Origin of the sequence: Roseateles saccharophilus, from assembly GCF_004342485.1 — a bacterium.
In the GTDB taxonomy this organism is placed as follows: Bacteria; Pseudomonadota; Gammaproteobacteria; order Burkholderiales; family Burkholderiaceae_C; genus Pelomonas; species Pelomonas saccharophila.
In genome coordinates this window covers 39720-52057 of the sequence record NZ_SMBU01000029.1, presented here as the reverse complement: position 1 = coordinate 52057, position 12338 = coordinate 39720, and the positions used below count along the sequence as shown (strand labels likewise).

The following is a 12338-nucleotide window of genomic DNA, read 5'->3' as shown; positions in this document are numbered from 1 at the left end:
TACGGCGATCCAAAGAACGACGGGTCGTGCCCTTCAAGGCACGACCCGTCAGTCATTTACTAGCAACGGCGCTTCAACGCGGCAGCGTCGTCGCCCCCATCAGGTACTCGTCCACCGCCCGCGCCGCCTGGCGGCCTTCGCGGATGGCCCAGACCACCAGGCTCTGGCCGCGGCGCATGTCGCCGGCAGCAAAGACCTTGTCGACATTGGTCTTGTAGGCTCCCGAGCCTTCGGTCGACGCCTTGCCGTTGCCGCGCGCATCCTTGTCGACACCGAAGGCCTCCAGGATGGTCGCGACCGGCGACACGAAGCCCATGGCCAGGAAGGCGATGTCGGCCTTCAGGATCTGCTCGCTGCCTTCGACCTCGGTCATCTTGCCGCCCTGCCATTGCAGGCGCACGGTCTTCACGCCGGTGAGCTTGCCCTTCTCGCCGATGAATTCCTTGGTGGCGATGGCGAACTCGCGCTCGCAGCCCTCCTCGTGGCTGGACGAGGTACGCAGCTTGATCGGCCAGTAGGGCCAGGTCAGCGGGCGGTCCTCGACCTCGGGCGGCTGGGGCAGCAGCTCGAACTGGGTCACGCTCTTGGCGCCGTGGCGGTTGCTGGTGCCGACGCAGTCGCTGCCGGTGTCGCCGCCGCCGATGACGATGACGTGCTTGCCGGCCGCAGTGATCTGGCCCTTGAGCTTGTCGCCGGCGTTGACCTTGTTCTGCTGGGGCAGGAACTCCATCGCGAAGTGCACGCCGGACAGCTCCCGGCCGGGCACGGGCAGGTCGCGGGATTGCTCGGCGCCGCCGGTCAGCACGATGGCGTCGAACTGCGCCTTCAGCTCATCGGCGCTGATGCTTTCCTTGGCCCAGTTGGTGACCTTGGAACCTTCAGGCAGAGCAGCGACCATCACGCTGGTGCGGAACTCGACGCCCTCGGCCTTCATCTGCTCGACGCGGCGGTCGATGTGGGACTTCTCCATCTTGAAGTCCGGGATGCCGTAGCGCAGCAGGCCGCCGACGCGGTCGTTCTTCTCGAACACGGTGACGCTATGGCCCACGCGGGCCAGTTGCTGGGCTGCGGCCAGGCCGGCCGGGCCGGCGCCGACGACGGCGACCTTCTTGCCCGTCTTGCCCTTGGCCGGCTGGGCAGCGACCCAGCCCTCGGCCCAGGCGCGGTCGATGATGGCGTGCTCGATGGACTTGATGCCCACCGCGTCATCGTTGACGTTCAGCGTGCAGGCCGCCTCGCAGGGCGCGGGGCAGATGCGGCCGGTGAACTCGGGGAAGTTGTTGGTGCTGTGCAGCACGTGAATAGCGTTCTTCCAATCCTCGGGCCGGCCTTTGTAGACCAGGTCGTTGAAGTCCGGGATGACGTTGTTCACCGGGCAGCCGTTGTTGCAGAAGGGCGTGCCGCAGTCCATGCAGCGCGCGCCCTGCTGCTTGGCCTGCTCGACGTTCAGGCCGATGACGAATTCCTTGTAGTTCTTGACGCGAGCGGTGACGGGCTCGTAGCCCTCTTCCAGACGCTCGTACTCCATGAAGCCGGTGACCTTGCCCATGTTTTTTCCTTAATCAGTTGAGGACAGAGCGACTCGCTTCGCTCGATCGGTCTGTCCCACAAATACTTCGACTTCAGACCTTGGCTGCTGCTGGCGACCTGGCCTGCGCGATGGTGGTGGCGGCTTCCTTGGCGGCGTTGATCTCACCCAGGGCGCGGCGGTATTCGTTCGGGAAGACCTTGACGAACTTGGCGCGCGACTCGGCCCAGTGGTCGAGGATGTCGCGGGCGCGCTGGCTGCCGGTCCAGCGGTGGTGGTCTTCCAGCAGCTTCTTCAGGATGGCCTCGTCGGTCTGCTGTTCGCGATCCGTGCCATCGACGCCCTTGGTGCGGTGCCAGATGGCCTTGTCGACACCAGCCTCCTGCTCATGCGCCGGCAGCAGCTTCTCGAGCGCGACCATGGCGGTGTTGCAGCGCTTGGCGAAGTGGCCGTCCTCGTCATAGACGTAGGCGATGCCGCCGCTCATGCCGGCCGCGAAGTTGCGGCCGGTCTTGCCAAGCACGGCGACGGTGCCGCCGGTCATGTACTCGCAGCCATGGTCGCCCGTGCCTTCGACGACGGCCGTCGCGCCCGACAGGCGCACCGCGAAACGCTCGCCGGCCACGCCGCGGAAGAAGGCCTCGCCGCGCGTCGCGCCGTAGAGGGCGGTGTTGCCGACGATGATGTTCTTCGTCGCGTCACCACGGAAGTCGATGCTGGGGCGCACAACGACGCGGCCGCCGGACAGGCCCTTGCCGGTGTAATCGTTGGCGTCACCGATCAGGTAGAAGCTGATGCCCTGGGCCAGGAAGGCGCCGAAGCTCTGGCCACCCGTGCCTTCCATCTGGATGAAGATGGTGTGGTCGGGCAGGCCTTCGGGCCGCTGGCGGATCAGCTCGCCGGACAGGCGCGCACCGACCGAGCGGCGCACGTTCGTCACCTCCTGCATGAACTGCACCTTCTCGCCACTCACGAAGGCGGGCTGGCACTTCTCGATGAGCTTGACGTCGAGCGCACGCTCCAGGCCATGGTCCTGCACATCGTTGTGGATGCGCGAGACCTCGGCGGGGACGCTGGGGCGATGGAAGATGCGGGCGAAGTCCAGGCCCTTGGCCTTCCAGTGCGAGATGGCCTTCCTGGTGTCCAGCCAGTCACTGCGACCGATCAGTTCGTCGAACTTGCGCACGCCGAGCTGGGCCATGATCTGGCGCGCTTCCTCGGCGACGAAGAAGAAGTAGTTGACGACATGCTCGGGGCGGCCGGTGAACTTCTTGCGCAGCACCGGGTCCTGCGTGGCCACGCCCACCGGACAGGTGTTCAGGTGGCATTTGCGCATCATGATGCAGCCCTCGGCCACCAGCGGAGCGGTGGCGAAGCCGAACTCATCGGCGCCCAGCAGTGCGCCGATGACGACGTCGCGACCGGTCTTCATCTGGCCGTCGGCCTGCACGCGCACACGGCCGCGCAGGCGGTTCAGCACCAGGGTCTGCTGCGCCTCGGCGAGGCCCAGTTCCCACGGCGTACCGCAGTGCTTGATGGACGACCAGGGCGAGGCGCCGGTGCCGCCATCGTGGCCGGCGATGACGATGTGATCGGCCTTGCACTTGGCAACGCCGGTGGCCACCGTGCCCACGCCGACTTCCGACACCAACTTGACCGACACGTCGGCCTTGGGGTTGACGTTCTTCAGGTCGTGGATGAGCTGGGCCAGGTCTTCGATGGAGTAGATGTCGTGGTGGGGCGGCGGGCTGATGAGGCCCACGCCCGGCACCGAGTGGCGCAGGAAGCCGATGTACTCGCTGACCTTGCCGCCGGGCAGCTGGCCGCCCTCGCCGGGCTTGGCGCCCTGGGCCATCTTGATCTGGATCTGGTCGGCGCTGACCAGATATTCGGTCGTCACGCCGAAGCGGCCCGAGGCCACCTGCTTGATCTTGGAGCGCAGGCTGTCGCCGTCCTTCAGCTCGTAGTCGGCCTCCATGATCTTGTGGCCCAGCACGTCGCCGACCTTGCTGCCGCCGACGATCTTGATGCCCTTGAGCTCGTTGCGGTAGCGGGCCGGATCTTCGCCGCCCTCGCCCGTGTTGCTCTTGCCGCCGATGCGGTTCATCGCGACGGCCAGCGTGGCATGGGCCTCGGTCGAGATGGAGCCCAGCGACATGGCGCCGGTGGCGAAGCGCTTGACGATTTCGGCCGCCGGCTCGACCTCTTCCAGCGGCACGGCCTTGCTCGGGTCGAACTTGAACTCGAACAGGCCGCGCAGCGTCATGTGGCGCTTGCTCTGGTCGTTGATGAGCTGGGCGTAGTCCTTGTAGGTCTCGAACTTTCCCGAACGCGCCGCGTGCTGCAGCTTGGCGATGGCGTCGGGCGTCCACATATGCTCTTCGCCGCGGCTGCGCCAGGCGTACTCGCCACCGGCGTCCAGCATGCTCTCCAGCAGCGGGTCGTCGCCGAAGGCGGCCTCGTGCATGCGGATGGCTTCTTCAGCCACTTCGAACACGCCGATGCCACCGACCTGGGTGGCCGTGCCGCGGAAGTACTTCTCGACGAAGTCCGCCTTCAGGCCGATGGCCTCGAAGATCTGCGCGCCGCAGTAGGACATATAGGTCGAGATGCCCATCTTGGACATGATCTTGGACAGGCCCTTGCCCACGGCCTTGATGTAGTTGTAGCGGGCCGCTTCAGCGCTCAGCTTGGCAGGCAGCTCGTCGTGCATCGCCTCCAGCGTTTCAAGCGCCAGATAGGGGTGGACGGCTTCGGCGCCGTAGCCGGCGAGCACGGCGAAGTGGTGCACTTCGCGCGCGGTGCCGGTCTCGACGACCAGGCCGGCCGTCGTGCGCAGGCCTTCACGCACCAGGTGGTGATGGACGGCCGACAGGGCCAGCAGCGCGGGGATGGCGATGCGGTCGGCGCCGAGGTGGCGGTCCGTGATGATGAGGATGTTGTGGCCGGTCTTGATGGCGTCCACGGCCGAGGCGCACAGCGAGGCCAGTTGGGCTTCCACGCCGGCGCGGCCCCAGTCGCGCGGGTAGGTGATGTCGAGCTCGCTGGGCTTGAACTTGCCGTTCGTGGGTGCCTCGATGCCACGCAGGCGCGCCATGTCGTCGAAGTCCAGGATGGGCTGGCTGACCTCCAGCCGCATCGGCGGGTTGATGGCGTTGATGTCCAGCAGATTGGGCTTGGGGCCGATGAAGCTGTTCAGCGACATCACGATGTTTTCGCGGATCGGGTCGATCGGCGGGTTCGTGACCTGGGCGAAGAGCTGCTTGAAGTAGTTGTAGAGCGGTTTGTTCTTGCTCGACAGCACCGCCAGCGGCGAGTCGTTGCCCATCGAGCCGATGCCCTCCTCGCCGTTGGCGGCCATGGGGGCGAGCAGGAACTTGATGTCCTCCTGCGTCGTGCCGAAGGCCTGCTGGCGGTCCAGCAGCGTGGTCGCGAAGCCGGGACGGACCGCGTCGGGCACTTCGATGTCGTCGAGCTTGACGCGGACGTTCTCGATCCACTGGCGGTAGGGACGTGCGTTGGCGAACTGATTCTTCAGTTCCTCGTCATCGACGATGCGCCCCTGCTCCAGGTCGATGAGGAACATCTTGCCGGGCTGCAGGCGCCACTTCTTGACGATCTTGGCCTCGGGGATGGGCAGCACGCCACTTTCCGAGGCCATGACGACGAGGTCGTCGTCGGTGATGCAGTAGCGGGCCGGACGCAGGCCGTTGCGGTCCAGAGCCGCGCAGACCTGGCGGCCATCGGTGAAAGCCATGGCGGCGGGGCCGTCCCAGGGCTCCATCATCGCGGCGTGGTATTCATAGAAGGCGCGGCGGCGCTCGTCCATGCCTTCGTGCTGCTCCCAGGCCTCGGGGATCATCATCATGGCCGCGTGGGCCAGCGGGTAGCCGGCCATCGTCAGCAGCTCGATGGCATTGTCGAAAGTGGCCGTGTCGGACTGGTGCTCGAAGCTGATCGGGTAGAGCTTCTTCAGGTCGTCGCCCAGCACGGGGGACTTCATGACGCCTTCGCGGGCGCGCATCCAGTTGAAGTTGCCCTTGACCGTGTTGATCTCGCCGTTGTGGCAGACCATGCGGTAGGGATGGGCCAGCGGCCACTCGGGGAAGGTGTTGGTCGAGAAGCGCTGGTGGACCAGGGCGATGGCCGAGACGACGCGCGGGTCGGCCAGGTCCAGGTAGTACTTGCCGACCTGGTCGGCCAGCAGCAGGCCCTTGTAGATGACCGTGCGGCAGCTCATCGACGGCACGTAGTACTCGCGGCTGTGCGTGAGCTTGAGCGCCTGGATGGCGCTGGAGGCCGTCTTGCGGATGACGTAGAGCTTCCGCTCCAGCGCATCGGGCACGATGATGTCCGGGCCGCGGCCGATGAAGATCTGGCGGATCACCGGCTCCTTCTCGCGCACCGTCGGCGACATCGGCATGTCGCGGTCCACCGGCACGTCGCGCCAGCCCAGCAAGACCTGGCCCTCGGCCTTGATCGCACGGGCCAGTTCCTGCTCGCAGGCCAGGCGGGAGGCATGCTCCTTGGGCAGGAAGATCATGCCGACGCCGTACTCACCGGGCGGCGGCAGGTTGATGCCCTGCCTGGCCATCTCCTCGCGGTAGTACTCGTCCGGGATCTGGATCAGGATGCCCGCGCCGTCACCCATCAGCTTGTCGGCGCCCACCGCGCCGCGATGGTCCAAGTTCTCGAGGATCTTCAGGCCTTGCTGGACGATGTTGTGCGCCTTCTGGCCCTTGATATGGGCGACGAAGCCCAGGCCGCAGGCGTCCTTCTCATTCGTCGGCCGGTAGAGCCCGTGTTGGCTGAGGTCTTGGATCTCGGACTGAATCTGCGCGGCGTGGCTCATGGCGCCCTCCTGGAACACAACAGGGCGGGAGCGTACTGCAGCGCAACAAATGCGGCAACTTGATTAAAATGGGGTCGGAGTCAATTAATAATTTTCATTCGTTGTTGTTAAAAATAAATGGTGCCATAGTCATGACTAAACAGATGCGTCCCGCTGAGCGGTCGTCAACGGAGATTTGCGCGGCCGGCCTCGGGGCCGCCTGACGATCACGGCCTCATGGTCGGCTGCCAGCGGCTTCAGGAATGCTTCACTGGCGACTGGCCGCCCGCGCAGCGCAGCGTCGGTGAAGTCCGCCAGCTCCGACAGGGACACTCCGTTCGCGAGAAATTCACGATAGGCATGCTCGCGCTCGAAGGGTGTATTGCCCAACGACCAATACATCTCGTGCTCCGTGACCAGTGCGCCGCGGGTCAGACCGAGGTGATGTGCCGCGCTCGACCAGGGCCACTGCGCAGCTTCCGCGCATAGCCCCGCGCGCACCGGATTCAGCTCGATGTAGCGCATGCAGGCCAGCAGATGGCGCTCTCCTTCGATCAACCCTGCCCTGAAGCGCCCCTCCCAGAGCGTGCCGCTGCGCTTGTGGCGGGCATTGAACCAGCCGACATAGCGCCGCCCGAGGGACTGCATCATGCGGCTGAGGTCGTCCGCGGCTGACGGCGTAAGCAGCAGATGCAGATGGTTGTCCATCAGCACATAGGCGTGGATGGCGATTCGGTATTGCGCCGCGACCTCCGCCAGTGTGGCCAGCAGTTGTTGCCGGTCGAGGTCACTGAAGAAGATGGCCTGACGGTTATTGCCGCGGAGGATGACGTGATGCGGCTGGCCGGCCAGGATCAGGCGTGGGAGGCGTGCCATGAAGAGATCCTTGACGACGATGCGCCTGGAGCGAAGCTCCTAGCATAATCGACTCCGACCCCATTTTTAGAACAAGCTCTTGCCCGTCAACCTTTGATGCTCGCGGATGGCAAACCGGTCCGTCATGCCGGCGATGTAGTCCGCACAGGCGCGTTCGCGGTCCGGGCGCTCGGCGAAGTCCGGCGGCAGTTGCGTCACATCCGCTGTGTAGGCGTTGAAAAGATCGCGCAACACCTCCTCGGCCCTGGCCCGGGTGGACCGGACCTGGGGATGGCGGTAGAGGTTGGCGAAAAGAAAACGCTTCAAGGCAGTGCTCGCCTCACGCATAGCCGGGCTGAAGCGGACCAATGGCTTTTCGCAGAGGCGCACCGCGTCGACGTCGGCGGGCGAGGCCTGCGCCAGCCCCACCGCCGTGGCATCGATGATGTCGTAGACCTGGGCCGACAACATCCGACGGATGGTCTCGAACAACAGGCGCTTGCCAGTTAGCGTCGGGTGAGCGTCCAGCGCCGACCGCCAATGCTCACGCACCAGTTCGACCTCCAGCAGCTGTTCCAGCGCGATGAGGCCCGAGCGCACGCCGTCATCGACGTCATGCGCGTTGTAGGCCACCTCATCGGCGAGATTGCAGAGCTGCGCCTCCAGGCTGGGCTGACCGCCGTGCAGGAAGCGCGTCGCGATGCCGCCCGGCTCGCCCGCCTCGATCAATTCGGCATGGCGCCGCGAGCAATGCTTGAGGATGCCCTCGCGCGTCTCGAAGCAGAGGTTGAGTCCGTCGAAATCCGGGTAACGCTGCTCGAGCCTGTCAACAACGCGCAGCGACTGCAGGTTGTGCTCGAAGCCCCCATGCGCCCGCATGCAGTCGTCCAGCACGTCCTGGCCCGCATGGCCAAAGGGCGTGTGGCCCAGGTCGTGGGCCAGTGCCACAGCCTCGACCAGGTCTTCTTCCAGGCGCAGGCTGCGTGCAATGGAGCGTCCCAGCTGTGCCACCTCGAGCGAATGCGTCAGGCGGGTCCGAAACAGATCGCCCTCATGATTCAGGAAGACCTGGGTCTTGTAGACCAGGCGGCGAAAGGCCGTGCTGTGGATGATGCGGTCGCGGTCGCGCTGAAACACGCTGCGTGTCGGTGCCGCCGGCTCGGGCAGACGGCGACCACGGCTGCGCGCCGGGTCGGCGGCGCATGCCAGGCGCGTGCCGCGCATCAGGCCGCTCCGTACGCAGCCAGCGTCTCGGCGATCAGGGCGTCCGGCACCGCATGCAGCCCCGCACGTCCAAGCTCCTCGATGAGGACGAAACGGATCGCACCCGCCTCGGCCTTCTTGTCGACGCGCATCAACTGCAGATAGCGCTCTGCGCCGAGCTTGGGCGGGCGCACCGGCAGGCCGGCGCGCTCGATCAGTGCGCGCAGCCGCCCGACAAATGCGGTCGGCATCAGGCCCTTGCGCTGCGAAAGGTCGGCCGCCAGCACCATGCCGCAAGCCACCGCCTCGCCGTGCAGCCAGGCGCCATAACCCAGGCCGGCCTCGATGGCGTGGCCGATGGTGTGACCGAAGTTCAGGATCGCCCTCAAGCCCTGCTCGCGCTCATCCTGGCCAACGACATCGGCCTTGATCTCGCAACTGCGCCGTACGGCATAGCCCAGCACCGCTTTGTCACGGGCAAGCAGGGCATCGAGGTTGTCCTCGATCCAGCACAGGAAGCCGGCATCGGCGATGGGCCCGTACTTGATGATTTCGGCGAGGCCAGCCCGCAGCTCACGGTCCGGCAGGCTGTCCAGGCTGTCGAGGTCGGCGATGACCCGCTCGGGCTGGTAGAAGGCGCCGAGCATGTTCTTGCCCAACGGATGATTGATCGCGGTCTTGCCGCCGACGGAGGAATCCACCTGGGCCAGCAGCGTCGTCGGCACCTGCACGAAAGGCACGCCGCGCATGTAGATGGCCGCGGCGAACCCCGTCATGTCGCCGATGACGCCGCCACCGAGCGCAAACAGCACGGTCCGGCGGTCCAGCGCCTCGCCAAGCAGGTGATCGCAGATCCGGTTCAGGCTGGCCCAGTCCTTGTGCTGCTCGCCGTCGGGCAGGACGACTAGATCCACACGCGGGTAGACCGCGCGCAGCTGGCTCTTCAGGCGCTCGGCGTACAGGGGCGCAACGGTCTCGTTGCTGACGATGACCGCCGCCCCCGCCTTGGGCAGCCCCTGCCAACTCGATGCCGCGTCCAGCAGTCCTGAGCCGATGCGGATCTCGTAGTTGCGGTTATCGGGCAGGAGGATGCGGACGGTGTCGGTAGCGGCCATGCGGCCAAGTGTAAGAGCCGCCCCCTTCGTCTGCCGTCAAGCTGCCATCGACCGGGCAGTGTCAGACTGGCTCGGCACCGACGGTCGCCGCAACCCGCGTCGGATCCAGCAGCCCGGCCAATTCGAGCTGCATCAGCGCCATGTTGACCAGGGCATGCACCGAGGGCCTGGCGCTCTCGAGCACATAGTGGGCGCAGCGCCGGTAGAGCGGGTCGCGCTGGTGATGCAGCTCGCGCAGCCTAGCCAGCGGGTCTGCCACCTGCAGCAGCGGCCGGGTCGAGTCATGCCGCAAGCGCCGGAACAGATCCTCGGGCGTCGAGCGCAGATAGAGCACGGTCGCACCGGCATGCAGCAACTCGCGGTTGCGCTCCCTCAGCACCGCGCCGCCGCCCGTGGCGAGCACGCAGTCGCCCGGTCGTTTCAGCAACTCGGCGATGACCTCGGACTCGACGTCGCGGAAGGCTTCCTCACCGTGCCGCTCGAAGAACTGCCGGACGCTACCGCCGACGCGCTGCTCGATCTCATGGTCCGAATCGACAAAAGGCACGCCGATCTGGCGTGCCAGTTGTCGGCCGACGGTGGACTTGCCACCACCCGGCATGCCGACCAGGGCAATCACATTACCTGGTGCTGGTGCAGTCGGCTGCGACGCCATACGGGCTGTGTACAAACGCCGGCGGTACCGTGGCCGAGCCAAGGTCGGAAGCGCGGACCGGCAACCAGTCGTAGGTATACAGATAATTCTCGACCGGCGCCGACACGCCGCTGCCCAGCAGCGTAGCCAGCGACTGCGACGGCAGGCTCACCGGCTGTCCCTGAGGGAAATACGCGGGTGGGCTCAACACGCCTGCAGCCGTCACCGTGATCTTGTACTTGACCCAGCTTGCCATGTTCTGCGGGTACTCGAGTTGAAGCACCGCGACGCCGTTGGCATCGGTCGTGGTTGACCCGACCAATGTCACCGACACATCGGACTTGCGAGGATCAAGCTGCTGATTACCGTTGACGTCTTCACCCGCGTCGATGACGCCATTTCGATTCAAGTCCTCGTTGGGACAGGTGGCGGCCAACAAGCCAAGCGCACCGAAGTCGGGCGACCGTTCCCAGACCTGAGTGGCAAGGTTGTACTTCCAGTAGCCCTTGCCAAAACCGCCCAGATCCACGGACGGGGTGACCTGGACACCGGCCTTGGGATTGCCGGCAGAGTCCACGACGAGAACCACGTATTTCTTCACATAGGTCAGCGACGAAGCACCTAACGAGATGGTGTTATCCGTGCCGATGGAGATCGAGACCGGGTTGGAGACGATGGTCAGATTCGTCGTCAGCAACTGGCCACCCGCTGCAGCACAGTTGGAAGCCTTGTCCCCGGAGGCGAAATCGGTCGTCTTCCAGCAGGCGAGTATCGCGACACCGTTGGTGGGGCTGCTGACGGAACCCGGCGCGTAGGTGCCCGATGCCGTACCGGAAGCGTCCGACAGCACCGTGGTGTTCCCGGAGCCGATCGTGCCGGTCTGGTTGTCGCCGTTCACGCCGAACAGCACGCGCACATTGGGGATAGGCGCGTTGCTGCCATCCCGGAAAAACGCGTTGATGGCCACCTGGTTGTTACTTTGGCCGCTGTTCACCGACACCACGTTCGAGGAGAGGTTCAGCGTCGTGGAAACCGGCGTCGTTGCGGCCGGCAATGTCGTCGTTCCGCCCGGGATGGTCACAGTCACGACGGAGGGGTCAGCCCCTCCCGCCTGGGCGGTGATCGCGAGACTCGCGCCCGGTGTATTTGGCGCCGTGTAACTGAAGATATAGCCACCGTTCAGATCGGTCTTGCCTGACTGGCCGCTGATCCCGGCGCCGGAGACGCTGATGGGCACGCCCGCAAGCGGGTTGCTGTTGGTGTCCGACAGCGTGTAGGCAACGGTAGCCGCCGCTCCTGTCGAAACGACCGCGGGCAATGGGGTTGCCCGCGTGAATTTCGCACCGGTGACCTGGAAGGCCGCCGTGCGGACGAGGGTGCCGCTGGTTGCGGTCACCGTGATCGTGCGGTTGGTTCGATCCTGGCCGATGCTGACGGTGCCGCTCACCTGGCCGCCTGCATTGGTCTGAGTCGAGGGCACGACGATGGAAGCACTGCTGTCGGACACCGCCAGCTGCACAGGGATGCCGGACAAGGCGTTGCGATTCGCATCCACGGCCGTCGCGGTCGCGACAACGGTCTTGCTGCCGGAGTCATCGATGCTCGTGGCACTCAGCGCCAGGTTGAGATCACTCGCCTGGGGATTCGTCGACGACGAGGTCTGAACAACGTTGAAGGCCACCACTCGCGAAACCGCTCCCGATTTCACGGTCAGGTTCACCTGCCGCACCGTAGTGTCCGAACCTTGAGTGATCTTCGCGGTCAAGGTGCCGGAGCTGGTATCGGTGGCGGTTCCACTCGGCGTCACCACTGCGTTGGAGTCGACGCTGAAATTGACCGGGACACCACCGACTGCCGCCCGGTTGGAGTCAATGGACGTCACCGTGGCGGTGATCGAATCGGTACCGGAGTTGGTCATCGTCGCCTTGTTCAGCACGACAACCAGATCGGCCGCAACAGCGCTGGCGGCACTCGATGGGCTGGACGCACCACTGCCCGGCCCGATCGTCGGCGTGCCCGCACTACCGCCACCACCACCGCAGGCGGCGAGGGCAAGTGCGAACGCGCCCGCCAAAAGCACACGCCCGGTGCGCCAGCTCCAAACATCAAACTTCGTCATTTCCATCGCTCCCGTGCGTCGCCAACCGTGGGCACCGGCACACGTCAATTTAA

At 65.6% G+C, this 12338-nt stretch carries 7 protein-coding genes; all 7 read right to left on the bottom strand.

Features of this window, described 5'->3' with window-relative positions; genetic code table 11:
• Window positions 1-73 precede the first annotated feature (73 nt).
• The 7 genes from EV671_RS19785 to EV671_RS19755 all read right to left on the bottom strand — a co-directional run bounded on the left by EV671_RS19785 (window position 74) and on the right by EV671_RS19755 (window position 12285).
• Window positions 74-1549 carry a glutamate synthase subunit beta gene (locus EV671_RS19785; RefSeq protein WP_132574946.1) on the bottom strand — a complete coding sequence of 492 codons (1476 nt, stop codon included), beginning with the start codon at window positions 1547-1549 and terminating at the stop codon, window positions 74-76.
• Between the two features lie 73 nt (window positions 1550-1622).
• Window positions 1623-6380: a glutamate synthase-related protein gene (locus EV671_RS19780; protein WP_132574944.1), complete on the bottom strand. Its 4758-nt coding sequence runs from the start codon at window positions 6378-6380 to the stop codon at window positions 1623-1625.
• A gap of 135 nt (window positions 6381-6515) precedes the next feature.
• Window positions 6516-7235 (bottom strand): REP-associated tyrosine transposase, encoded by a 720-nt coding sequence (locus tag EV671_RS19775; RefSeq protein ID WP_132574942.1) that lies wholly within the window; start codon window positions 7233-7235, stop codon window positions 6516-6518.
• Between the two features lie 66 nt (window positions 7236-7301).
• Complete coding sequence (locus EV671_RS19770) at window positions 7302-8438, bottom strand: deoxyguanosinetriphosphate triphosphohydrolase (protein ID WP_132574940.1); 1137 nt, start codon at window positions 8436-8438, stop codon at window positions 7302-7304.
• Window positions 8438-9532: a 3-dehydroquinate synthase gene (gene aroB, locus EV671_RS19765; protein WP_132574938.1), complete on the bottom strand. Its 1095-nt coding sequence runs from the start codon at window positions 9530-9532 to the stop codon at window positions 8438-8440. The genes EV671_RS19770 and aroB overlap by 1 nt, the downstream gene beginning before the upstream one ends.
• Window positions 9533-9593: 61 nt before the next feature.
• Complete coding sequence (locus EV671_RS19760) at window positions 9594-10187, bottom strand: shikimate kinase (protein WP_132574936.1); 594 nt, start codon at window positions 10185-10187, stop codon at window positions 9594-9596.
• Window positions 10153-12285, bottom strand: a complete 2133-nt coding sequence (locus EV671_RS19755; RefSeq protein ID WP_132574934.1) for a hypothetical protein — start codon at window positions 12283-12285, stop codon at window positions 10153-10155. Before EV671_RS19755 ends, EV671_RS19760 begins: the two co-directional genes overlap by 35 nt.
• Between the last annotated feature and the right edge of the window lie 53 nt (window positions 12286-12338).

What these genes read in the sequence shown, in the direction of transcription:
- EV671_RS19775 (WP_132574942.1), bottom strand. Translation starts at nt 7,235, where the DNA reads ATGGCACGCCTCCCACGCCTGATCCTGGCCGGCCAGCCGCATCACGTC.
- EV671_RS19785 (WP_132574946.1), bottom strand. Translation starts at nt 1,549, where the DNA reads ATGGGCAAGGTCACCGGCTTCATGGAGTACGAGCGTCTGGAAGAGGGC.
- EV671_RS19755 (WP_132574934.1), bottom strand. Translation starts at nt 12,285, where the DNA reads ATGACGAAGTTTGATGTTTGGAGCTGGCGCACCGGGCGTGTGCTTTTG.
- EV671_RS19770 (WP_132574940.1), bottom strand. Translation starts at nt 8,438, where the DNA reads ATGCGCGGCACGCGCCTGGCATGCGCCGCCGACCCGGCGCGCAGCCGT.
- EV671_RS19760 (WP_132574936.1), bottom strand. Translation starts at nt 10,187, where the DNA reads ATGGCGTCGCAGCCGACTGCACCAGCACCAGGTAATGTGATTGCCCTG.
- EV671_RS19780 (WP_132574944.1), bottom strand. Translation starts at nt 6,380, where the DNA reads ATGAGCCACGCCGCGCAGATTCAGTCCGAGATCCAAGACCTCAGCCAA.
- aroB (WP_132574938.1), bottom strand. Translation starts at nt 9,532, where the DNA reads ATGGCCGCTACCGACACCGTCCGCATCCTCCTGCCCGATAACCGCAAC.